The 23,752-nt window shown below is 53.8% G+C and carries 22 protein-coding genes; 15 read left to right on the plus strand and 7 right to left on the minus strand.

Annotated features, from left to right (window positions below; genetic code table 11):
* Positions 1-6: 6 nt before the first annotated feature.
* On the minus strand, positions 7-1,752 hold the full coding sequence (locus ABIE48_RS09405; RefSeq protein WP_192715331.1) for an ABC transporter ATP-binding protein: 1,746 nt from the start codon (positions 1,750-1,752) through the stop codon (positions 7-9).
* Positions 1,753-2,278: 526 nt separating this feature from the next.
* On the opposite strand from ABIE48_RS09405, the gene ABIE48_RS09410 reads away from it, so the two are divergent.
* Positions 2,279-2,599, plus strand: coding sequence for a HesB/YadR/YfhF family protein (locus tag ABIE48_RS09410; protein ID WP_145021774.1), 321 nt, complete (start codon positions 2,279-2,281; stop codon positions 2,597-2,599).
* Between the two features lie 83 nt (positions 2,600-2,682).
* Here ABIE48_RS09410 and ABIE48_RS09415 read toward each other — a convergent pair whose 3' ends face one another.
* Positions 2,683-3,108, minus strand: coding sequence for a Beta-galactosidase C-terminal domain (locus ABIE48_RS09415; RefSeq protein ID WP_192714712.1), 426 nt, complete (start codon positions 3,106-3,108; stop codon positions 2,683-2,685).
* Positions 3,109-3,321: 213 nt separating this feature from the next.
* On the opposite strand from ABIE48_RS09415, the gene ABIE48_RS09420 reads away from it, so the two are divergent.
* From ABIE48_RS09420 to ABIE48_RS09445, 6 genes are all read left to right on the plus strand, one after another.
* Positions 3,322-4,284: an ABC transporter permease gene (locus tag ABIE48_RS09420; RefSeq protein ID WP_192714711.1), complete on the plus strand. Its 963-nt coding sequence runs from the start codon at positions 3,322-3,324 to the stop codon at positions 4,282-4,284.
* 26 nt (positions 4,285-4,310) lie between these two features.
* On the plus strand, positions 4,311-5,195 hold the full coding sequence (locus tag ABIE48_RS09425; protein WP_076167901.1) for a carbohydrate ABC transporter permease: 885 nt from the start codon (positions 4,311-4,313) through the stop codon (positions 5,193-5,195).
* Between the two features lie 132 nt (positions 5,196-5,327).
* Positions 5,328-6,926: an extracellular solute-binding protein gene (locus tag ABIE48_RS09430; protein WP_192714710.1), complete on the plus strand. Its 1,599-nt coding sequence runs from the start codon at positions 5,328-5,330 to the stop codon at positions 6,924-6,926.
* Positions 6,927-7,327: 401 nt separating this feature from the next.
* Positions 7,328-9,673: a helix-turn-helix domain-containing protein gene (locus ABIE48_RS09435; RefSeq protein WP_260869315.1), complete on the plus strand. Its 2,346-nt coding sequence runs from the start codon at positions 7,328-7,330 to the stop codon at positions 9,671-9,673.
* A gap of 288 nt (positions 9,674-9,961) precedes the next feature.
* On the plus strand, positions 9,962-12,565 hold the full coding sequence (locus ABIE48_RS09440; protein ID WP_192714709.1) for an exo-rhamnogalacturonan lyase family protein: 2,604 nt from the start codon (positions 9,962-9,964) through the stop codon (positions 12,563-12,565).
* A gap of 53 nt (positions 12,566-12,618) precedes the next feature.
* The gene (locus ABIE48_RS09445; RefSeq protein ID WP_145021759.1) at positions 12,619-13,353 is read left to right on the plus strand and encodes a DUF1961 family protein; all 735 of its coding nucleotides are present in this window, start codon (positions 12,619-12,621) and stop codon (positions 13,351-13,353) included.
* A gap of 149 nt (positions 13,354-13,502) precedes the next feature.
* Here ABIE48_RS09445 and ABIE48_RS09450 read toward each other — a convergent pair whose 3' ends face one another.
* Positions 13,503-14,018: an ADP-heptose synthase gene (locus tag ABIE48_RS09450; protein WP_076167894.1), complete on the minus strand. Its 516-nt coding sequence runs from the start codon at positions 14,016-14,018 to the stop codon at positions 13,503-13,505.
* 133 nt (positions 14,019-14,151) lie between these two features.
* On the opposite strand from ABIE48_RS09450, the gene ABIE48_RS09455 reads away from it, so the two are divergent.
* Both ABIE48_RS09455 and ABIE48_RS09460 read left to right on the plus strand, forming a co-directional pair.
* Complete coding sequence (locus tag ABIE48_RS09455; protein WP_354518744.1) at positions 14,152-14,316, plus strand: hypothetical protein; 165 nt, start codon at positions 14,152-14,154, stop codon at positions 14,314-14,316.
* 83 nt (positions 14,317-14,399) lie between these two features.
* Positions 14,400-16,148: an ABC transporter ATP-binding protein gene (locus ABIE48_RS09460; RefSeq protein ID WP_192714708.1), complete on the plus strand. Its 1,749-nt coding sequence runs from the start codon at positions 14,400-14,402 to the stop codon at positions 16,146-16,148.
* An 82-nt stretch (positions 16,149-16,230) separates the two neighbouring features.
* Here ABIE48_RS09460 and ABIE48_RS09465 read toward each other — a convergent pair whose 3' ends face one another.
* Positions 16,231-16,683, minus strand: a complete 453-nt coding sequence (locus ABIE48_RS09465; RefSeq protein ID WP_076167888.1) for a DUF441 domain-containing protein — start codon at positions 16,681-16,683, stop codon at positions 16,231-16,233.
* A gap of 75 nt (positions 16,684-16,758) precedes the next feature.
* Positions 16,759-17,748 (minus strand): YpdA family putative bacillithiol disulfide reductase, encoded by a 990-nt coding sequence (locus ABIE48_RS09470; protein ID WP_192714707.1) that lies wholly within the window; start codon positions 17,746-17,748, stop codon positions 16,759-16,761.
* 388 nt (positions 17,749-18,136) lie between these two features.
* Here ABIE48_RS09470 and ABIE48_RS09475 point away from each other — a divergent pair, with 388 nt between their 5' ends.
* Positions 18,137-18,472, plus strand: coding sequence for a DUF2087 domain-containing protein (locus ABIE48_RS09475; RefSeq protein WP_354518747.1), 336 nt, complete (start codon positions 18,137-18,139; stop codon positions 18,470-18,472).
* 435 nt (positions 18,473-18,907) lie between these two features.
* On the plus strand, positions 18,908-19,996 hold the full coding sequence (gene rsgA, locus ABIE48_RS09480) for a ribosome small subunit-dependent GTPase A (RefSeq protein WP_260869264.1): 1,089 nt from the start codon (positions 18,908-18,910) through the stop codon (positions 19,994-19,996).
* Between the two features lie 95 nt (positions 19,997-20,091).
* Here rsgA and ABIE48_RS09485 read toward each other — a convergent pair whose 3' ends face one another.
* Positions 20,092-20,718 (minus strand): FMN-dependent NADH-azoreductase, encoded by a 627-nt coding sequence (locus tag ABIE48_RS09485; protein WP_145021750.1) that lies wholly within the window; start codon positions 20,716-20,718, stop codon positions 20,092-20,094.
* 214 nt (positions 20,719-20,932) lie between these two features.
* Between ABIE48_RS09485 and ABIE48_RS09490 the strand changes: the two genes are divergently transcribed.
* The 3 genes from ABIE48_RS09490 (at position 20,933) to ABIE48_RS09500 (ending at position 22,577) form a co-directional block, all read left to right on the plus strand.
* Positions 20,933-21,460, plus strand: a complete 528-nt coding sequence (locus ABIE48_RS09490) for a hypothetical protein (RefSeq protein ID WP_354518749.1) — start codon at positions 20,933-20,935, stop codon at positions 21,458-21,460.
* 97 nt (positions 21,461-21,557) lie between these two features.
* Positions 21,558-21,695: a hypothetical protein gene (locus tag ABIE48_RS09495; RefSeq protein ID WP_163872756.1), complete on the plus strand. Its 138-nt coding sequence runs from the start codon at positions 21,558-21,560 to the stop codon at positions 21,693-21,695.
* A 216-nt stretch (positions 21,696-21,911) separates the two neighbouring features.
* Positions 21,912-22,577, plus strand: a complete 666-nt coding sequence (locus ABIE48_RS09500; RefSeq protein WP_251674645.1) for an S-layer homology domain-containing protein — start codon at positions 21,912-21,914, stop codon at positions 22,575-22,577.
* Between the two features lie 21 nt (positions 22,578-22,598).
* Here ABIE48_RS09500 and ABIE48_RS09505 read toward each other — a convergent pair whose 3' ends face one another.
* Positions 22,599-22,838, minus strand: a complete 240-nt coding sequence (locus ABIE48_RS09505) for a hypothetical protein (RefSeq protein WP_105443571.1) — start codon at positions 22,836-22,838, stop codon at positions 22,599-22,601.
* 524 nt (positions 22,839-23,362) lie between these two features.
* Here ABIE48_RS09505 and ABIE48_RS09510 point away from each other — a divergent pair.
* Positions 23,363-23,695, plus strand: a complete 333-nt coding sequence (locus tag ABIE48_RS09510) for a hypothetical protein (RefSeq protein ID WP_145021744.1) — start codon at positions 23,363-23,365, stop codon at positions 23,693-23,695.
* Positions 23,696-23,752: the final 57 nt, after the last annotated feature.

Consider the following 23,752-nt stretch of genomic DNA (forward strand, 5'->3'; position numbering starts at 1 on the left):
TCATTTTTAAGTGGACAAATTGTTTTCGACCTGCTGCCGCTCAAACTGCTCGCGGTACCAGCCGCCTTTGGAGAGCAGCTGCGCGTGGGTTCCTTGTTCGACGATCGCTCCTTCATCAAGCACCACGATCCAGTCCGCATGTTCGATGGCGGACAGGCGGTGTGTGGAGATCAGCGTCGTTTTGCCGGAGCGCTGCTTGCGGATATTTTCGATGATCCGCGCCTCAGTCCGGGCGTCGACCGCGGAGAGGGCGTCATCGAGAATCAGGATCTCCGGATCGGAGATGAACGCTCTGGCCAGCGATACGCGCTGCTTCTGGCCGCCGGAAAGGGATACGCCTTTCTCGCCGACGAGGGTGTCAAGTCCGGCTGTGAGCGTGTGCAGGTCGTTGTCAAACGCAGCTGTCGCGATTGCTTCCATAATGATGTCGTCTTCGGCCTGGAATTTGCCGAACTGGATATTTTGCCGGACCGATTTAGAGAACAGGATTTGTTCCTGCGGAACATAGCCGATCCAGCTGTGAAGCTGGTTTTGGGTAATGCGCTCGATCGGAACTTCCGAGATCAGAATATCGCCTGTTCCCGTCGGATACTCGTGCAGCAGCTGCTTCAAGAGCGTCGACTTACCGCTGCCGGTGCGTCCCACGACGCCGAGCGTCTGGCCCTTATGCAAGGTCAGGTTAATGTGCTTCAGATTGTCGACCGATGAGGTCGGATACCGGAACGTAACATCCCGCAGCTCAATCGTGTCGGGACGCTCCACCCGAACCGGATCGGGCGCATCCTGAACATCCGGCACGACCGATAACGTCTCATTGACCCGGTCGAGGGAGGCGCTGCCCCGCTGCATGACATTGATCAGCTCACCGATCGCAAACATCGGCCAGATCATCATCCCGAGGTACATATTGAACGATACGAGATCCCCCAGGGTAATTTGATTTTTAAAAACGAGATAAATGCCGAAAGCCAGGCCGATCACGTAACTTGCGCCTACGCATAAGCGGATGGTCGGCTCGAACAGGGCGTCCAGCTTGGCGACCCGCATGTTTTTGCGGTACACATCGTCCGTAATTTCCTTGAACCGGCGCTGATCCTCACGCTCCTGAACGTACGCCCGGATGACGCGCACCCCGGCGACCGACTCCAGCACCTGGTCGTTCATGTCGCCGAACGCGTCCTGAGCGGCCGTATACCGCTCGTGGATGACCTTGCCGTAAATTTTCATGGCCAAGGCGATAAACGGCAGCGGCAGGATGGCGGCGAGCGTCAGCTTCCAGCTGATGAGAAAGCCCATCGCCAGCAGCACGACGCTGAGGTACACCGTCGAGTCTGTCATCACAAGCATGCCGAAGCCCGCCGTGTTAGCGACGGAACGCAGGTCGTTGGTGGCTCTTGCCATCAAATCACCCGTCCGGTTCCGTTCGAAGAACGGAGGGACCATGCGCAGCAGCTGGTTCATGTAGCGGGAACGCAGGATGCGCTCCACGAGGTTAGCGCCGCCGAACAGCTTGTGCATCCATATGTAGGTGATGATGTAAATCACGGTGAGCGTACCGAGAATCAGCACAATATACCGTGTCAGCGAAGTCCAGGTAATCGAGCCGCGGACGATTTCGTCGATGGCGTTTCCGAGAAAACGCGGTGGAAACAGCTCGCCGATTCCGCAGAGGATCAGCATGATCAAACCGATCAAGTAACGCTTCTTTTCCTGGCGGAAAAACCAGCCCAGGTTTTTAAGTACGGAAAACAAAACTTTCACTTCCTCTCATGTCTAAAATGCCGGCAGTTCTTGCTTGCGGAGTTCATGGAAAATTAAAAAAGGCATACCATCCGTATACGGACGATATGCCTTGCAATCCTACATTTATCATGCGTACGGTTGAGTGTGAGCAGCCGTACCGCGGAAGGTTAACATTCAATGGCTCCAAGAGGCACGACTTCATCGCGCTCCTTAAGAAGGCCTCACCAGCAGGGCTGCTCCAGTATTCAATTGATAAAGATCTTGATGATGGTTGCGTGGATGAAAATTTATCATATTGAACACAGAACTCACCCTTTCTTGTTGATGTTGGTCTTGAGCCCGAACAGGGAGCACTTGCGTAACAAGGACACGACCTTGCCGGGTTCATTTGGGAATAAATTGAAAACGGATCTCGTATGCAGAAAATTTTATCATCGCGTCAAGAGCGCTGTCAATTTATATTTTCAGGAATCCATAAAAAAATGTTATGATGTACTTATGAACATACAGAATTAGAGAGAGGGAGTGAAACCAGATGGAACTGCGGATCAGCCCAGACGCTGCACGCTGGTACAAACGAGAATTGAATTTGGCAGAGGGCGCGGCGCTTCGCTTTTTTCCCCGCTACAGCTCGGGCGGCGGACTGCATCCCGGATTTTCGCTCGGCATTTCCGTGGAGAACCCGGAGCATCCGGTGCTGAAGGAAGAGCTTGAGGGCGTCGCCTTTTTTATAGAGGAACAGGACACCTGGTACCTGCAAGGATACGATCTGGTCGTCAATTATTTGGCAGCTTACGATGACATTGAATATGTATATGAAGCGGAGCGGGAACATAACACTTCCACCACTTCATAATGATGCTGAACCGGCCGCATCCGCTAAACCAAGCGAATGCGGCTTTTTCTATTTGAAGGCTGCAAGGCATAGGGCCATTCAAGTCACTTCTTGGAGGAGCCGGAGGGGAAGGCGATCATGCGGTATTCATAGCGGCCGACCTCCATCCGGCCTGCGGCGACACGCTCGCCGCTCAGCTTGCCGAATCCTTCGCGAGGCAGCGTTACGCTCCCGCCTTCCCCGTTCATGTTGACGATGACCCATAACTCCTCCGTCTCCGATTCGCGCGGCGCCACGATCGTGCCGGTCGTCACTTCCGTCATCCGCTTTACGTTCGCTTCTTTCCCGTAATGGATCAGCATCCGCTCCAGCATCTCGCTGCCCTCGTCTCCTGCCGGCAGCGAGCCGAGCAGCACAATTCTGCCTTGCCCCCGCTTCATTTCCGTCAGGAAGGACAAGCCCGGCGATGGACCGCCGATGAGCGTGCCGACGCTTTTCGCCTCCGCTGGCGCATATACGGAGCTCCACATAGAAGGGGGCCGCGGTGAAGGCAATCGGATATTTTTGCAGCGCGAATATGGCGATATAACACTCTTTTGCCGGCTTTGCACTTTTTTAAAACATGCCGTAAACCCGCATCACAGGAGTCTTCAAAAATGTCTCATTGCCGGAAAAGAAAGTGCCGACTCATAATTAGGCCACAACGCTCGCGAGGCGGTGAACACATATGGAGGTGGAAAGCGATGGAGCAGGCGACGGTTCAAGGGAATCTTCCACAAGCGTCCAAGCCGGCGGTCTACCGCACGAGCATCGCGGCCAGGCTGCGCAGGGACAAATGGCTATACCTGTTAATGCTCCCCGGCTTGCTTTATTTTTTGATTTTCAAATATGTGCCCATGTGGGGCGTGCTGCTGGCCTTTCAAAACTATCAGCCATTCACCGGGTTCTGGAAAAGCGAATGGGTGGGCTTCGAGCATTTCCGCCTGTTCTTTGAAAACCCCGAGTTTTTTATGCTGCTGCGCAATACGCTGCTGCTGTCGTTCTACAATCTGGTTTTCTTCTTCCCGGCTCCGATTATATTGGCGCTCCTGCTGAACGAAGTCAGGCTCGCGTTCTTCAAGCGGACCATTCAAACGATGATCTACGTTCCGCATTTTATTTCGATGGTTATCGTGGCGAGCTTGACTTACGTGTTTCTGACGACGGAGGGCGGCACCGTCAATGAGCTGCTCTTCCAATATACGGGCAACAAAATCCAGTTTCTGTCCGATCCGTCATGGTTCAGGCCGATGATCATCCTGCAAACGATCTGGAAGGAATGCGGCTGGGGAACGATTATTTTCCTGGCGGCACTGGCGGCCGTCGACGTGGAGCAGTATGAGGCCGCGACGATCGACGGAGCGAACCGCTGGCGGCAAATTTGGCATGTGACGCTGCCGGCGATCCGCAGCACGATCGTGATCCTGCTGATCCTGCGGATGGGCAGCGTGCTGGATAACGGCTTTGAGCAAATCTATTTGATGCTGAATCCGCTCAACCGGACGGTGGGCGAAGTGTTCGACACTTACGTGTACGCGATGGGCATTACGCAGGGCGCATTCAGCTACAGCACGGCCGTCGGGCTGTTCAAATCGATCGTCGGCGTCACGCTCGTACTCGGCACGAACTGGCTGGCAAAAAAATTCGGCGAATCCGGACTGTACTAACCCATTCAGAAAGGGGAAATCCATCCATGGCCAAGCAATACAGGACCGCGGCCGGCGTCACGTTCGACGTGGCTAACTATATCGTCCTAACGCTGTTCGGGCTGGCCGCCGTGCTTCCTTTCGTTTATGTGATCGCGGGTTCCTTCGCCTCGGACGCGGAGCTGACGCAGAGGGCGGTGTTTTTTATCCCGAAAACCTTTACCTTAGCGGCTTATGAGTTTATTTTTTCGACGGGGACAATCGTCAAGAGTATCGGCGTATCCATTTACGTTACCGTCATCGGAACGCTCGTCAATCTGTTTTTTACGGTCACGATGGCCTATTCCTTGGCCAAGAGAGGACTTTACGGCCGCAATCTGGTGCTGAATCTCGTCATCTTCTCCATGCTGTTCGGCGGAGGGATGATTCCGACATACCTGGTCGTCAAGGAGCTGCACCTGCTCGATTCACTGTGGGCGCTCATGCTGCCGGGTGCAATCAGTGCGTTTAACCTGATTATCGTCAAAAACTTTTTTCAGGAGATTCCTAAGGAAATTGAGGAAGCGGGCCGCATCGACGGCTGCTCCGAGCTGGGCCTGTTATGGCGGATCGTGCTGCCGCTCTCGATGCCCGTTCTCGCTACCTTCACCCTGTTTTACGCCGTGGGGCATTGGAACGATTTCTTTGCAGCTTTGCTGTATATTAACGATCCTGAAAAATGGCCGCTGCAGGTCATGCTGCGCCAGATCGTCCTGCTGTCACAGGCGGCCGCAGGCGATTTGAACTCGATGGATCCGAATTTTGTGAAACCGCCGGACCAATCGATCAAAATGGCCGTCATCGTCGTCGGCACGATTCCGATTCTGTGCGTGTATCCGTTTCTGCAAAAGCACTTCGCCAAAGGGGTTCTGCTGGGCTCGGTCAAAGGTTAAAAGTAAAAGTCAGGCTATTCACCGTGTGATCCCGCCGAAATGCTCCGGAATTTATACACATCAACACTGATTTTTCGCTTGGAGCCCTGGCGGTTTTGCAATATGATCTAACGTTAAAGGGAGGCTATTTTCGTGAAGAAAAAGAAAAAGCAAGCGAAACGCGTGTCCACATTTCTCATTTTAAGCACGGTTTGCGCCGCAGCGCTCGCAGGCTGCTCATCCGGCAGCGGCAGCAGCAGCGAGGGCGCCTCGGGTGGCTCGTCCGCAGCTCCTTCTGCAAACGCTTCCGCGGAGGCGGAGAAGCCGCTTAAGCTGAACATGATGCTCCCGATTTTTAAAACGAACTATCCGAAGGATGACAGCCCCGTCGCCGCCGAGCTCGAGAAGCTGACGAACACGGACATCCATTTCGAATGGGTGCCGAACGCTTCATACGGCGATAAATTCAACATTACGCTAGCTTCCGGAAATCTACCGAAAATCATTTACGTGCCGGATTCGAAGGGTCCCAGCTTCGTGAGCGCCGTAAAATCAGGGGCTTTTTGGGACCTGACCGACAAGCTGAAAAATTATCCGAACCTCAGCCAGGCCAATGAAGTCATTCTGAACAACTCCTCGATTAACGGCAAAACGTACGGTATTTACCGCGGGCGCGAGCTTGGCCGCAACGGCGTATATTACCGCCAGGATTGGCTGGAGAAGGTGGGCCTGCAGCAGCCGAAAACGATCGACGATTTCTATAACATGCTGAAGGCGTTTAAGGAGAAGGATCCGGACGGCAACGGCAAGGACGACACGTACGGTCTGGTGATGGTCAAATGGACGGCAGGCTGGGGAGCCGGTTTCGACCAGATCAAGCTGTGGTTCGGCGCGCCAAACGTGTGGGGCGAAAAGGACGGCAAGCTAGTGCCGGAATTCGAATACGACGAATATTTCGAAGCGCTCAAGTTTATGAAGAAGCTGTACGACGAGAAGCTCGTCAATCAGGATTTCGCCGTGATGGATTCGGCCAAGTGGACGGATCCGCTGGTGAATGGCCAAGCCGGTGTCATTATCGACGTCGTGGACGGAGCGGCCCGCGCCGACGACAAAATTCATGCCGCATTTAAGGACGCGGGCAAAGAAGATTCCAGGGAGCAGTACGTGGACGTGTTCGGGGCCGTCACCGGTCCGGACGGACAAATTCATACGCTGCCGACTTCCGGTTTTGCCGGCCTGCTGGCCATACCGAAATCGAGCGTAAAGGGCGAAGAAGAGGTCGACCGCATCCTGAAGTTTCTCGACCAGCTGAACGAACCGGACCTGCAGACTTTGACCAGCTTCGGGCTTGAAGGCAAACATTACAAGAAGATCGACGACAAGACGCTGGAGAGAAGCTCGGACTCAGTGCTGCTCGAGTCGGAAGTCGAAGGGCTGAATCAGATGGTGCCGTACATTCCGGAAGGTAAAGGGCTCCAGGTGGCCCAAACGCCGCTTCGCTTGAAGCAGACGGAGGTTCAATTGAAAAACCGGGACACGATCGTCGCCAATCCGGCGGAGCCGTTCATTTCTGAAGTGTACGCGCAAAAAGGGCAGCAGCTTGGCAACATCATTAACGATGCCCGAATCAAATTTATCGTCGGCCAGATCGACGAGAAGGGCTGGCGCGATGCGATCGAGCTGTGGAAAAAATCGGGCGGCGACGATTATGTGAAAGAAATCAACGAGCTGTACGCCGCCTCGAAGTCCTGACCGGCCCCAGCGTAAGAGACCAGTGCGTTTGTCCCAAGAGACGGCCGCCTGGGATACATAGGTCGAGCAGTGGCCGGCGGAGGGTTGGAGCTGGACCCTTTAGCCGGGGGCCGTGAACGGATTGGAGAGGCTTCGGCCTCTTTTTTCCGAACATCATTTTTATATTCGGGGTACCGTAAAACACCTGATTTCACAGCAACAAGCAGAAAGCCCCACGTCGTGGGGTTATTTCCGTATCCCCGGTTATTTGAACGATTTTCTCGGATTTCATGCTGGACATATCCGGGGGGCGGAGGGTACAGTTTTCTAAAGGGTGGTTTTTTATTTATGGTTAATTGTATGCGCTTACATGTTTGGAGGGCATAAAACCACCATAAAGGCGGGGAAGACAAATTTTGGATATGGTTGGTGAGCTGACGATGAATGGATGGAAGTCGCTAATGGCCCGCTTATCTGGCGGCGGATCGGGCAGCTTTTACAGAAAAAGCCTGATTATGTTCTTGTTTGTGGCTGGCATCCCCGGAATCATCACGGGGATTCTTGTGTACTCCATGGCTGGCGGGAGGCTGGAGAAAGAACTGCTGAAGCTCCATAATGACCAGATCGAACAGCGGTCGCTGAACATGGATAAGCAGCTGTCCAACCTGGAAATGATGCTGGCGCACTGGGCGTTCGACTCGCGCTTTGATGAATCGCTGAGGGGCCACGACTTCGTACGCGACTTTGAAAAAACGCGCGACATCACGAACACGCTGATGGTGATGCAGGGCTCCAATACGATGATCCATAACGTCAGCCTTTATTTGCGCGGAGACCAGCCGATATTGTTTTATCCGGAATACTCCGCCTTGAATGACCGGCAGCTCATCTCCCGGTACGAACGTCTGATGGACGCAGGGAAGACGACGTATTGGACACAGCAGGCGCTTGACCCTGATCAGCAGGGGAAGACGGAATTGACGTTTGTGCATCTCATCCCTGGGGGCAGCTCAAATCCGCTCGGGGCTTTGATCGTCAGGCTGGACAACGATCAAGTCGCGGAGGTGCTGAGGACGTTGACTCCTTATGCTGACGGGGAGAACTTTCTGATGGAAGCGGGCGGCGGCCTCTACGTTTCCGCTAACGGCAACCGGATGAATTCGCCTTTTGTCAAGGCGGTCCGCGGTGATGTGGAATCCGATGGGAAGGCCCGAGGGTCCTTTCTCTTTGAATGGAACGGCAAAACCTATGCGGTCACGTACGGTTATTTCGCACGCATCATGGACAACTGGCTGTACGTGTCGGCTTCGCCGATTACGAACATTACGGCCCCGGTCGTGCTGATATCCAAAGTCATTCTGGCCGTCAGCGCAAGTGCCCTCCTGTTGGCGGTGCTGCTGGCGTGGCTCGCCTCGAAGCGGATGTATTCGCCGGTCAAACGGCTGATGGCGAATTTGCAGCCGCACGCTTCCTTAGCGGGAATGGGCAGCGTCGACGAATTTGCCATCATCGAGCGGCAGTGGCAGCACTTAAGCCGGGAGAGCCGGGAGCTGAACGCCAAGCTGCTGGAGCAGCTGCCCCATGTGAAGGAGAGCTTTCTCCATCAGCTGCTGCAGGGATATTTGTACGCCTATTCGGAAGAGGATCTGCGCTCGCGCATGGAACGATACAGATGGCAGGTGCACGGCAAGCAGTTCGTCGTGCTGTACGTTCATTTGACGGGCATTGCTGCCATGGAGGGGAAATTCAAGTTCGGTGACGAGGGACTGGTCACTTTTGCATCAGTCAACATGATTGAAGAGCTGGCAGCCGCCCATTTCGAGCAGAGCAGTACGATAAATTTCCACGATCTCGGATCGGGCGTGCTGCTGATCCTGCCGGAAGGCGAACTGTGTACAGAGCCGATCAAGGTTTTCAGCGAGGAGCTGACGCAAGCGGTTAACCGGCTGCTCAACATGCGCGTCACCATCGCCGTCAGCCGGACTATGAACCGTATCAGCGACATTCCGCTCGCCTTTGAAGGGGTGAAGCATGCCGCAAGCTTCCGCAACTTCGAGCATGACAATCAGATCATCGAGATGGAACAGCTAAACTACGAAGACGGGGCCGAGCCCCCGTATCCGTTTACGCTGGAGCGGGAGTTCCTGCAGGCGCTGCGCACCGGACAAGAAGCGGATGCCCGGGCTCTGCTCGCCGACTTTCAGGAGGCGCTGTCCGTACAAGGAGCGAAGGCGATCGATGTCCAGCAGGGAATGCTCCATCTGCTCGGATCCGTACAGCACGCGATCCTTGTATCCGGCATCCAGCCGAACCGGCTGTTCAAAGGCGCCAATTTGTATGAGCAGCTCTCGCAGATGAAAGAGCCGGCCGCCTTCCGGGACTGGTTCGAGGCGAAGGTCATCGCTCCGTTCATGCAGGAGCTGACGAACCGGTCGGACTGCCAGGTCAAACAGCTGATGGAGCAAGCGATGATCTATATGCAGCAGAACTACATGCTCGATATTTCGCTCGATAACTGCGCCGACCATATCGGCACGAATCCTTTTTTTCTGAGCAAGTCGTTTAAGCGGGTTACCGGCAAAAACTTTATCGATTATCTGACCGAGCTGCGCCTGGAAAAAGCGAAGGAGCTGCTGCGGGAATCGGAGCTGAAGATCAACACCGTCGCCGAGCAGGTCGGCTACCAGCACAGCTATTTTAACCGGATCTTTAAAAAGCTTGAGGGGATGACGCCAACCCGCTACCGTGAGCTGAGCCGGGCGGAATAGGCGTCAGTGATACATTTACGGAAGAAGCCGGCAGCGGTTCAACAGGAAACCGCTGCCGGCTTTTTATGCTGCTGATCCCACTTCGAAGTGCCCCGCCAAGCGTACTTTTCAGGACGCATACCTTGGATGACCGCCAACTGCAAGAATGTGCAAGCCTGGTGAAATCGTGCAATGCTGCCGCATCGGCCTCGACAAGAAAGTGTCATTGCCGGGAAAACGGCCGTTCTCTACACTGAAGGCGTGATGACAAAAGCGGAAGCAAACGAATTGCCAAAAGGAGATGAGTCCATGAACGAAACCGGAGTAAACGTACGTTGGCTGAAGGACGCCCCGACGGTTCCGGCCGGGGTGACCTGGGGGATGCCGTGGAAGGAAGGACAGCTGCAGAGAGATGAGCCGCTGGCGCTGCAGGCTCAAGAGGGTGGTGAAGCTCCCGCCCTGCAGAGCTGGCCGGCCGCGTATTGGCCGGACGGCAGTGTTAAATGGACGGCGCATGCTGCGGTTTTTCCTGCGGAAGTACCCTCTAGGTATGCCGTCGAGAAAGGGGAAGCCGGACAAGCGGCATCAGCGCCTTCGTTGTCCGTTAGCGAGACGGATGAAGGCATCCATGTGGACACGGGGGTTTTTTCTTTTCATATTCCGAAGAGCGGCAGCCGGATTATAGGCAGCATACACCGGGGCGGAATTCTCGTCTGCTCCGGCGGCGAACTGGTCGCCATCAAGGAAAGCGTGAGCGAGCTGACCGGCGTTCGCACGATCCGGGAGGAGCGGTATCAATCCCGGATTTATTCAGCGAAGGTGGAGCAGGCTGGTCCGGTGAGAGCGGTCGTCAAGCTGACGGGCCGGCACCGCGCTGTGAACGGGACCGGGGAGTGGCTGCCGTTTTCGTTGCGGCTATACGCTTACGCGGGGCTGGAGTCCATCCGGATCGTGCACACGTTTTTTTACGACGGCAATCCGAACGAAGACTTCGTGAAGGGACTCGGGATCCGTTTTGCGCTGCCGATGCGGGAGAAGCTCTATAACCGTCACGTCCGGTTCGCCGGTGATACCGGCTTTTTGAGCGAATCGCCGAAGACGCTGTATACGCGCCGGACGAAAGGCAAATATATGGAGATGTTCATGCGTCAGCTGGGTGGCCATTCGCTGACCGGCGAACAAATGAACGACGATTATTTTATGAACCTGCTGGACGAATCGGCTTGCTGGGACGGCTTTAAGCTGGCACAGCTCTCGGCCGATCATTACCGGATGGCCAAGCGGACGCAGCCCGGCTGCAGCTGGGTCAAAGCCGCCGAAGGCCGCAGAGCGCGCGGCGTCGCCTACGTCGGCGGTCCAGGCGGGGGGCTGGCGCTGGCCATGCGCCATTTTTGGCAAAAGCACCCCGCCGGCTTGGAAGCTCACGGGCTGACGGGAGACGAGGCGCAGCTGACTGCCTGGTTCTGGTCGCCGGAAGCTCCCGCCATGGACATGCGCCATTACGATACGAAGACGCATGTCGAATCGTCGTACGAAGGCGCGGAGGAGATGAGGGCGACCCCTTACGGCGTCGCGAACACGAGTGAGCTGACGATCTGGTGCCGCGAATCGACTCCTTCGCCGGCGGAGCTGGAGGCTTACGCAGCGTATAACGAATCACCTCCACAGCTTGCGTGCGACCCCGACTACCTGCACAGCCAGGGCGCATTCGGCATCTGGAGCCTTCCGGACCGGGGGACACCGGTCAAAGCACGTCTTGAAGAGAGGCTGGACGGCATCATCGCTTTCTACCAAAGGGAAGTGGAACAGCGGCGCTGGTACGGGTTCTGGGATTACGGCGATTTCATGCACAGCTACGATCCGGCCCGCCACGTCTGGAACTACGACCTGGGCGGCTGCGCGTGGCAGAATACGGAGCTGGTTCCGAACATGTGGCTGTGGCTGATGTTTTTACGCTCGGGACGCGAAGATATTTTCCGGATGGCGGAAGCGATGACGCGGCATACGAGCGAGGTCGACGTATACCATTTCGGCGAATACGCCGGGCTCGGCTCCCGGCACAACGTCGTCCATTGGGGATGCGGCTGCAAGGAAGCCCGGATCGGTATGGCCGGCCTTCACCGGTACTACTACTATTTGACGGGGGACGAACGGATCGGAGACATGATGGACGAGGCGAGGGACGCCGATTATACGACCGTTCACATCGACCCGATGCGGGCCTATTTTCCGAAAGACGAGCACAAGACGCATATCCGGGTCGGCCCGGACTGGGCCGCCTTCAGTTCAAACTGGATGACCCGCTGGGAGCGGCAGGAGGATTCATTCTACCGCGATAAGCTGCTGACCGGCATTGCATGCATCAAGCAGGCGAATTATGGCCTGATTTCCGGCCCAACCTACGGCTACGATCCGCAAACCGGCGTGCTGACGCCGATGGGCGACGACAACTGGGGCCGCCATTTGGCCCTCTGCATGGGAGCACCGCAGGTGTGGTTCGAGCTGTCCGCCATGCTGAAGGATGAAGAGTGGAATGAAATGATGGCCGATTTCGGCATTTTCTATAACCTCTCACAGGAAGAAAAGGACCAGATCACAGGCGGCACTATCAGCACGGAGCGGTTTGAGCATCCGGTGCTGACGCTGGCGCTCGTTGCGTATGGGGCATGGTACCGGAAGGATCAACGGACGGCCGATTTTGCCTGGTCGACACTGCTTGGGCACCGGTTTGCCTGTACGGACCTTGAAAAAGACGCCGCGGCCGTCACTTACGTTAACGAGCTGCGCGAGTTTGAATGGATGAACACGAACGAGGCGTCGCAGTGGTCGCTGAATACGATCATCAGCCTGGCGCTGATCCCGGACGCCCTGCCGGAGGAGGCGGTATCGGCCGGACAGAAAGCGCAGGTATGACGCTCGATGAGGAGGCCATTCCGGCCTCCCTGGGAAGGAGGTAAGCATATTCGATGCAGACAGATTCATCGACCGGGGGCGGGAACACACAGGACACCCGCAGCCCGCTTATTCCTGTAGGGTGGGCCAGCATTTACAACAATCCGCTCGCGAAGCCGGAGCATGCAGCCGGGTTTCGAATGGAGGGTGAAGCGGCCGTCACGTTTCCTTTGGGCCGGATGCGGCTCGAAAGCGTTCTGGACGAGGCTGAGGGGCAGCGCGCCAATTTTGTGCTGTGGTGCCCGGAGGATTTTCCGGCGGAGGCCGCCGTGTCCTGGGATTTTTGGCCGGTGCGCGAGCCGGGTCTCGCGATCATGTTTTTTAGCGCAAGCGGCAGGGATGGCGTGGATTTGTTCGACCCTTCGTTCAAGCCGCGAACGGGAGAATACGATCAGTATCATCATGGCGATATGAACGCCTTTCACGTGTCTTACTTCCGGAGGAAATGGACGGAGGAGCGAAAGTTTCAGACATGCAATTTGCGCAAAAGCTACGGCTTTCATCTGGTCGCGCAAGGGGCCGACCCGATTCCAGGCGTGATGGATGCAGCCGGCCCTTACCGGATGCTGCTCCTCAAAGAGGGGAGGCGCATTACCTTTGCCGTCAACGATCTCCCCTTGTTTGTGTGGGAAGACGACGGAGTATCCTACGGACCGCCGCTTGGAGGCGGCAAGCTTGGCTTCCGCCAGATGGCGCCGCTGATTGCAGAGTATGCCGATTTAACCGTATATGCCAAAAGCGATCCTTAACCGGCGCATCCTGATAGATCAGGCCGCTGGATGCTTATGGATTCGGCTTTGTGGAGGGCTGTCCGTAAAAATTGGGGCGGCGCAAATCCAGACAAAACAAAAACTCCTTTCCGCCTGGAAAGGAGTTTTTGATGCTGATCGAGACTTTATTAAATGTGCTGCGTATAGTTATCGGTTTCCACCGCAAACTGAAAATCCTCGATATCAAAAACATGCACAGGCACAGCAGCCTCGACGATCCGCTGGATCAGCTCGATCTGATCGGTGAGCACCGGGGCTTCCTCCCGCTGCGAGGACAGCAGCAGCTCCGTCTCAACCGGGTCGAACAGCTCGCCATAGGGAGCGGTGTCCATCGCGTTGATGACCGTAATCCGCGCCGATTCGCCAAGGAGGATCGAAGGACTCTTGGCCCAAGGCATATGGAGCGCTTTCTGAATTTTTTTCTTGTTCAGCGGTTCCTCGAAATAGGCGGTCAGCTCCTTGATTCTGGCCTTCACGTACCTGTCATCCTCCGCAGAGCTCATCAGCGGCTCGTCGCTGTCCTGAAGCTCATACAGCTCCAGCAGGCTGGTATAAGGCACGATATATTCAACCGGGACGCTCGTCTGGAGCAATTCTCCATAGATCGCCACCATGACCGCTTCTGTAACGAATTGTCTAGACATCAAGAACCTCCTGAATCCTAAGTATCTAACCCAAGCTGACCTTGCCGGGATAATGTATAATGATCGATACAGGAACAAAGTCCGATCTTACATTTAAGGATATCTAATCATTGAAGGGGGGAAATGTCAACTCATGAGCGTTAGGAAAAGGCAATTCAGCCCGGATCGGACCGATTTTGGCCGCTGCTTTCCCGCCGGAGGGGGAGGAGCGCTTCGGTTTGCCGCATGCCGCGGCCGGGCGGATGGGGTCCTGGTGCCAAGCAGCGGATGCGGCAGACCTGAACAAGGTATGATATAAGAGGCGTCCGGATTGCCGGCGCATATTCGCCTCTACCCACGCCATTAGCCTGATTGACAGCCAGAAAGGAGAGGGAATGTTTTTTGGAATATTGGAAAGCTTATTACCGGTTTGTTAAACCTTATACGAAATGGATTATTTGTACGCTGATCATCGGCATGATCAAATTCGGCATCCCTTTGACGCTGCCGATGATTCTCAAATATGTAGTGGATGACCTGCTGCTTAACCCGAAAATGACGGTATCGGAGCAGGTTACCCGGCTGTTTCTCATTTTAGGGGGCGCGCTCGTCCTGTTTATTATCGTGCGGGGGCCGGTCGAATATTTACGGCAGTATTTTGCCCAACTGATCACGAGCCGGATTTTGTTCGACATGCGGAATCGCCTGTATGCTCACCTGCAGCGCCTGTCGCTCCGCTACTACCAGAATACGAAGGTAGGCGAGGCCATCTCTCGTTTTATCAACGACGTGGAGCAGACGAAAAATATCGTTGAGGTCGGCATGATGAACATTTGGCTGGACATGTTTACACTGCTGATTGTGCTGGGGGTGATGCTGTATCTGAACCCGGTGCTGACCCTGGTGTCCATCGCCATTCTTCCGCTTTACGGAATCGCGGTCAATGTGCTGTATAAGCGTCTCAAGAAGCTCACCAAAGACCGTTCTCAGGCGCTCGCCGGCATTCAGGCGTATTTGCATGAACGGATTCAGGGGATTTCCGTGATCCGTAGCTTTACCCTCGAGCGCTTCGATCATAAGCAGTTTACGGGCATCAACCAGAATTTCCTGAACAAAGCGCTGGCGCAGACGAGATGGAACGCGCTGACGTTCTCGATCATCAACACACTGACGGATATCGCCCCGCTGCTTGTGATCGGGTACGGCGGCTACCGGGTGATCCATCATGATTTGACCCTGGGCACGTTTGTCGCCTTTTTCGGCTATCTGGACAGGCTGTATGCGCCCCTCAAGCGTTTGATCAACTCCTCCTCGGTGCTGACGCAGGCCTCCGCCTCGCTGGAAAGAGTGATGGAATTGCTGAAGGAGCCGTACGATATTGTCGATGCGCCGGACGCCAAAACCCTTCAATGGCCGGTTCAGCATATTTCGTTTGACGAGGTGTGGTTTAAATACAATGAGGGCAGCGACTGGGTGCTCAAGGATATCAGCCTCGATATCAAGCACGGGCAGACCGTCGCTTTCGTCGGTATGAGCGGAGGCGGCAAATCGAGCCTCATTTCGCTGATCCCGAGATTTTATGACATTCAGCAGGGCAGCGTGTCCATTAACGGGCAGGATATCCGAAAGCTGACCCTTGAAAGCCTGCGGGGTTCCATCGGTATGGTGCTGCAGGATAACTTCCTGTTCAGCGGGTCGGTGAAGGACAACATTCTGATCGGCAACCCCGAGGCGAGCATGGACGAGATTCAAGCGGCTGCGGTTTCGGCCAACGCCCATGACTTTATCATGAATCTGCCGGACGGGTATGAGACGGAAGTCGGGGAACGGGGCGTCAAGCTGTCCGGGGGGCAGAAGCAGCGCCTGGCCATCGCCCGCGTTTTTTTGAAAAATCCGGAAATTCTAGTGCTGGACGAGGCAACCTCCGCACTGGACCTGGAGTCCGAGCATCTCATTCAGCAGGCACTGCAATCGCTGGCTTCAAACCGGACGACGCTGATCGTCGCCCATCGGCTATCCACGATCACCCACGCTGACCAAATTGTCGTGATGGAGCACGGGATGATTACGGAACAGGGAACGCATGCCGAACTGATGGCTTTGGACGGAAGTTATGCACGGCTGTATAATGTGCAGCACCTGGAGGTTTAAACAAAAAAAGAAGAAACCCGCGTCTTCAAAAGACCGGGTCTCTTAACATTCGGAAGAGGTGTCCTTAGCGGGCGCCTCTTTTTTAACTTTTGCCGATCAGCAGGGACAACAGCCCGGCCGCAATCAAAGGCCCTACCGGAACGCCCTTGAACAAGGCGACGCCAAGTACCGTTCCGACGAGCAGTCCGGCGACGATGGTCGGATTGGCCGACATCAGGGAGGCACCGCGGCCGCCAAGATAAGCGACCAGCATCCCGATGGCGATCGCCAGCAGGGACTTCCAGTTCAGAAAGGAGCTTCCGAGCATTTGCAGGCTCATTTTTCCGCTGGCCACCGGTGTCATGACGCCGATAGTCAGGATAATGATGCCCAGTGTCAGCCCGTACTTCTCCAGCCAGGGAAACGCCTGCTGTAAATGCAGCACCCGCAGCAGCAGCAGGATGGTCATCGCCACGGTAATGGTCGTGTTGCTGCTAATAATGCCGAGGGCGGCGAGAATCAGCAGGATCAGTGATGTAAAATCCGTACGGAACATCTCCTTTCATTGGCAGCCGAAAGTACCGCCACATTTTGATGTGTATGTCGACGCGGACTGTCTTCCGTGAAATGGTTATTGCTGCGAAGCCCGAATGGCGGCGATATGCTCGGCAATCAGCCCGCCGTGCTTGCGGCCGGTTTCGATAAAGACCTCGTTCGCATTGCGGCCGGACGCGATGACGCCTGCCACGTAGAGTCCGGGCACATTGCTCTCCATCGTTTCCGGGTTAAACAGCGGCTTCTCCATATCCCCATCCAGCTCGACACCGCAGGAAGCAAGCAGCTTCCGGTCCGGCCGGAATCCGGTTAAGGCAAGCACAAAATCGTTATCGATTTCGGTCGTATGCCCGTCTTTATCCTGGATGGTGATGGAGGACTCCCGAATTTCGGTGACCTTGGATTGCACGTGGACCTCTATTTTTCCCTTTTTCACCATCGCTTCAAACACCGGGCGCACCCACGGCTTGATGTTCTCGGAAACCTCCTCGCCCCGGTAGACCATATGGATGTTCGCCCCAACACGAATCAGTTCCATGGCTGCGTCAACCGCCGAGTTGCTGCCGCCGATGATCGCCACGTTCATCCCCGTATAGGGATGGGCTTCACGGAAATAATGCGTAACTTTATCCAGATCTTCCCCCGGTATGCCAATATAATTCGGGTGGTCGAAATAACCGGTGGAAATCACGACGTTTCTTGCTTCATATTGATGTTTTTGTCCGCTGCGGTCAACAGTATGTACCACAAAGGAATGATCCGGCTGCCGCTCCACGGACAGCGCTTCTTCGTACTGGGAGATGGACAAGTCGTAATGATCCGCTACCTTGCGGTAGTAGGACAGGGCTTCGTACCGAAAAGGCTTCTCGTTCGGGGAAGGGAACGGCACATCACCGATCTCCAGCAGCTCCGCCGTACTGAAAAACTGCATGTGGGTCGGATACAGGTAAATGGAGTGGACCAAGCAGTGCTTTTCAATAATATGTGTCGATAGTCCGCGGCGTCCGCATTCGATGGCGGCCGATAGTCCGCATGGACCGGCTCCGATGATAATGACGTCTTGCATGAATTTCTCCTCCTCTGTCTATAAACCACTCACGTTTTATCGTATCGCAAATTTCCGGTAAAAACCACCATGGACAGCCAATAGAGATCCGCACATGGCGGCTCGCTTGCTGACCTTTTTAGGTGAACATGCTGCATATACGGTGATTTTTACATGTGCCGTTGACAAATTCGTTTGATCGACATAATATTAGATACATATCAAATTAGATGATTATTAAAATTATTATTTCGGTATTTCGGCGGGCTATCCGGCTTGATGGCAGGAGATTATTTGCAGCCCTGTTCTTTCCGGAAAGCGCTCGGTATATTTTACCCAACCTTTCACGGGATTTATCAAAGGAGGTCCGGCCGACATCGAATGAGCAATGAAGGGAGCTGAAATGTATATGAGTAAAGCAGACGAAATGCAGAAGGGAATCTCCGATCCGGTGAACGAGGCCATGAAGGCGGCGGTGTTGAGGAACTTTTTTACGGCGGATGGGAGGCTGGCGCAAATTCCAGCCCAGTACAAGAAGAAATTGATCGCCATGCAGCATCTGGTGGAGAAGCTTGAGCCGGGGCGCCGTTACACTGAGAAAGAAATCAACGCGTTTATACAGCAGTTTCATGATGATTACGCAACGATCCGTCGCGAGTTTATCATTCATCGGTACATGTCTCGGGATAACGACATTTATGAAATGAACCCCCGGGACCAATGGACGAAGTGGGAGCAGGTTTGAGCCCGTCTGGAAATTAAGGCTTGACATGAAACAAGCATTCCGTATATGATGGCAGCAAATGACAGGAAAGGAGACGATATAAAATGATGAAGAGCATTGTATGGAACTTGACCCCTTTAACATTTTATATATGGTCTCCTTTGACGGCTGGATAATCGATCGGATTTGAGGACTCACGTCTGATCATACGGCATTTCATCAGCAGGCATGGTTTCATGTTTGCCGAATAAGCCGCGGAGACCTACATGGGTTGCCGCGGCTTTTTTGCGTTCGGTAACGTTTCGGTATGGCATCACAGCTTTGGTGTGTCTTCTCCGGACGTTTCGGTTTGCGCATAAAAGGGAAATGCTCTCTGATTGATTCAGAAGTCATGCCCCCGGAGCCTAAGCTTCGGGGGCTTTTTGTCATTCATTCACTAATTGGAGGGATTTTTACTTGAATTTAGAGCATTATGGATGGAATACGGATTGGCAGCAGAAATGGCTGCAGCGAGATCGCAAACAGCACGTTCCCGGCCGCATCGTCAGCGACTTCGGTCAAATGTACCGGGTCTGGACCTCAGCCGGGGAAGTATGGGGAGAAATATCGGGCAGGCTGAAGCATGAGCATCAGGACCGGAGCGAGCTGCCGGCTGTGGGCGACTGGGTGGAAGTTCAGGTGCTGGAGCAGGAGGAGCGGGTGATCATTCACGGCGTCTTGGAACGTAAAACCTGTATCTCCCGGCAGGCCGCAGGAGTCGCCACCGTTAATGAGCAGATCATCGCCTCGAACGTCGATACGCTGTTCCTGGTCAGCTCACTCAATGACGATTTTAACGTCAGGCGCATGGAAAGGTATTTGATCATGGCCTGGAACAGCGGCGTGACTCCGGTTATACTGCTCAGCAAGGCCGATCTATGCCCGGACGCGGAGCTAAAGGTCGCTGAGATGGAAGGGGCGGCTCCGGGGGTGCCGGTTCACGCTATCAGCGCGCTGGAAGATATGGGACGCGACATCGTCTCCGCTTACCTGGGAGAAGGGATCACCGTGGCGCTGACCGGCTCATCCGGCTGCGGCAAATCGACCATCGTCAACTGGTTGTCCGAGGCCGGCGTGCAGAAGACTCAAGGGATCCGCGAAGATGACAGCCGCGGGCGCCATACGACGACGCACCGCCAGCTGTTCCTGCTGCCCCAAGGGGGCATCATGGCCGATACGCCCGGCATGCGGGAACTGCGGCTGTTCGAAGACGAAGGAGGCCTAGCCCAAGCGTTTTCCGACATCGAGGAGATCGGCGGCCGGTGCCGCTTTGCGGACTGCAAGCATGAAGGCGAGGCGGGATGCGCCGTCCGGGAAGCAGTGGAAGCAGGCGTACTGGAGGAGCGGCGGCTGTCCAATTACCATAAGACGCAGCGGGAGCTGAAGTTTCAAGCGGTAAAAGAAGCACGAAGCAGGCGCAAGGCTGATCCGAAGGGGCGGGGATCCAAAAGTGGGGCCCCGCGCAAATCCTCATCCTATTGGACGAAACAGCTGATGGATGAATAAAGCAACAAAAACCACGATGGTATCCATCGTGGTTTTTTGGGCTGGAGATCGTTGTCCAGCTTCCGTGCAAATCATTTTATAAGCAGATAACAGGATTAGAAGTTCTTGGCGGCTTCGGCAGCTTTGGCTACACCGGCTTCAACCAATGCGGCAGCCTGATCCGGAAGCTGGTTATGGCCTTCAACGATAATGGTCGTTACATCTTTGATCCCGAACAGACCCATGCTGCGCGAAACGAAGTTGACGGCCATTTCGCTGGCAGCGGCAGGGCCTTCGGAATAGATGCCGCCTCTCGCATTGAGGATAGCGACCTTCTTATCGCCAGCAAGACCGACAGGGCCCTCCGGTGTATATTTAAAGGTTTTGCCTGCACGGTTCAGGTAGTCCAGGTACGAATGAAGCACGGCCGGAACGGTCATGTTCCACAGCGGGAAGCCGAAGACGATTTTGTCGGCGGCCAGGAACTGATCGAGGTAGCGGTCGGCGATCGCTGCCGCTTCACGTTCCTCAGGTGTCGTTTCGATGCCGTTAGCGGTTTTATACAGGCCGGTAATCGTCGTATGGTCGTAATAGCGCGGCTGCTCGGCGAACAGGTCCAGCTCCACAATTTCGTCCTCCGGATGAGCTGCCGTGTAGGAATCCTTGAAAGCATGATACAGCTTCACGCTGATCGCCTGGTCAATGGGACGGTTGTTTGCTTTGATAAAAAGTACAGTAGACATGGTGTAAACTCCTTTAAGTATAAAATAGTCACTAACTATGATAAATATAGTAAAATAAAATGTTTAAAAAGTCAAAAAAATATTTTTTTTGGGCAGAAACAGATGTCGAATGATGACGAAAATATTTTTATTGTAAAAGCGCTTTCTTTCCTGGTCATAATGGGACTAGTCATTCCAATATTATAATAGTAAGGAATAGGGAGGTGGGGGAAGGATGGGCTTTTATCATCTGTTTTGGGGATTTTTGTTTATGTTTGATTTCCAAATCAACGGTTTTGACATTTTACCCGACGTGATCGGCTATCTGCTGTTCTATGTGGGGCTGGCCAAGCTGAACCGGCGCTCCGAGCATTTTCGCAAAGCCGGGAACACGGCGGCTGTCCTGCTTGGTGTGTCCGCTCTTGCCCTTGTTTTGTCGGTCTTGCCCCGGGCTTCCTCAGCGATCGGAATTCCGCTGGGCCTGGTCATCCTCCTTCTGAATTTGTACATGGTGTTTCATATTTGTCAGGGAATCGGCGCTCTGGCTGGAAGGAGAGGTCTGTATCAGTTTCAAAGCATGGCTCTCCAGCGCTGGCGGTGGTATTTGCTGCTCGTGCCCGCGATGTTCGTCGTCCTGCTCATCGCTGCCCTGCTGCCAGCTGCGGCGCTCATTCTCGGGCTCGTGCTGATTGTGGCGTCTTTTGTCATAAATGTTCTAATGATGCTGCTGATGAGGGAAGCCGAGCATCACCTGCGCCGCTAGGCGCTGATTAAATGCGGAAACGGCTGGGTATATATTCAAAACAGGAAGAAACTTCCTGGATTTATAAGGAAAATTCAATGACAAGGAGAGGATGGGCATGTCCATTGACCGCTTTATTTTAAAAAAATTGGACTCCTGCCAAGAAGAACATACGCGCGCCAATCTAGTGCAGCTGTTCAAAATCCGCATCCAGAAAGCAGAAAGAGCAACCGGTTTCCATATGGGCAGACACTAGTTCATGACGATCAGGGGAGCCTTCACGGAATACTGGTTTACGATATCGAACTTTATCCTTTAGCAAGGTCCCCCGAAAATGCCGAAATAGCTTTAATGAAGGAGCCCCACGTTGTGGGGTTATTTTGTGCCCTTTTACCCGTCTGTGCAACCTTTCTATCCACCAAGCCGTCAAACAGATCAGATTGGAAAATATTACGCATGGAGTGGATGCATCGTGAACAAATTGCTGCAGGGAGCCGTTGTGATCGCGGCGCTGATCGGCCTGGCCGCTTCACCGTCGCAAATCTACGCGGACGATTCCTTTAAAGATTTAACCGGAGTCCAGGAGAAAGAAAAAATTGAGAGCCTTCATGCCCGTGGATTGGTACAGGGGATGACTGGTGACGAATTCCGGCCGCAAGCCGGTCTGACCGCGTCGCAAGGCGTGACGATGATCGTCAAGTCGCTGAAGCTGAATCTGGATGGCATCGCATTTATTAAGAAGCCGGAGGCAAAAGACGTGTTCACCCGCGTCGCCAATGACGCCTGGTACGCTCAGCCTTTTATCGTCGCCCATTATAATGAACTGGATATCCCGGCTAGCATTGAACCCGGCCGGACGCTGACCCGTGAAGAGTTTATTCACTATCTGGTTCAGGGCATCGAGCGCACCGGAGCATATCCTTTGCCGAAAATATACATTCAAATCAAAGACGAGGCGAGCATTACCGGAGCTTATCAGGGGACGATCGAGCGGGCTCTGGTGTATAAGGTTGCGGCTTTGGATCCCGAGGGAAACATCCATCCGAAGACAACGATAACCCGTGCCGAGGCGGCAGCCATGATCTACGAGGCGGTTGCTTTTGTGGAGTCCCATCAGCAGGTGAAGTCCCAGCCTTAATATAAAAAAACACCATCCCTCTTAATAGAGGGACAGTGCGAGGGTGTCGTTTTCGCTCTTGCTGTGAAGGATGGCTTCGGAACCTTCAATTTCAATGCTGATCAGCGAATTCAAGCATTTCTGAAGTGCTCTTTTTCCGTTTTGAATTTTATTTTCCAAGGTGCCGCTCAGCAGCTTCAATATTTTCGAAGCAGGTTGTTTGCAGTCGGTTGTAAAATATACGGGTACTACTTTGTTTTGGAAGTTAATTAGTATTCTCATAGAAATCACCTCATTCGTGTTATTCCATACCTGTATTCTACCTGCCAAATATTAAAAAAACCTTAAAGAAAACTTATAAATAGTTAAATTGCACACAATTTTTCGGAAGTGAACATAATTAGAGGCTTCCGATTTTTTGTGTCTTTTCAAAATCTGCGGCCCTAAAAATACGCCTAAGTCTATAAATCTTTTAAGAGGGAACTTGCCTTTCTTGAATCTGCCTGTGAAACTGGGTATCAGGTATTATTTTCGGAGTGATAAAATAGGACCAGTATCTCCTTAAAAATGGATATAAAATCAGTTACATACAGATGAATCCATCTAAAAATAGTGCATTGGGACTATAAAACTCTAGAAGGCCGAGAATTAAACTAGTTAAAATGTCACAAATTGACAGGATTATGCACTGATGTTACATTATCATAAGGTTACAAAGTTTTCATATTTTCGCTTGGGTCTGCTGAATGTTACTTCAATTACAATAAATAAGCTATTTCTACTATGGCAAGAAGGAGTGGACACCTTTGATTCTAACCGTGATAATCAGCGGCCAGGAAAGAGACTGGTTTGATGTCGAAGTGCCGGATGACTGCCCGGCGGCCCACCTAAAGGACATGCTGGGCGTTCGAATCTATGGGGAGGCTCCGCCTGAAGGCTCGCAATATATATTAGAAGGCAAATTTCCCGAGGGGCTCTGGTTCCCGGTAAAGGATGCCCAGGACGTAGCTGAAGCAGGACTTAGGGAAGGCTGTATGGTCCGAATACAGCGGGCCTTTTCGACCACGACGGAAGAGGCGCCGAGCTTTGGCAGAAGAAATTTGTTTCAATATGAATGGAATCGGGTAATGGAAACTTAAAAATTTGTTTTTTTTGGATTCCTGAACACTAGTACTTATTGCATGGGTAACCTGAAG

Origin of the sequence: Paenibacillus sp. OAE614, from assembly GCF_040546645.1 — a bacterium.
GTDB lineage: Bacteria > Bacillota > Bacilli > Paenibacillales > Paenibacillaceae > Paenibacillus_AQ > Paenibacillus_AQ favisporus.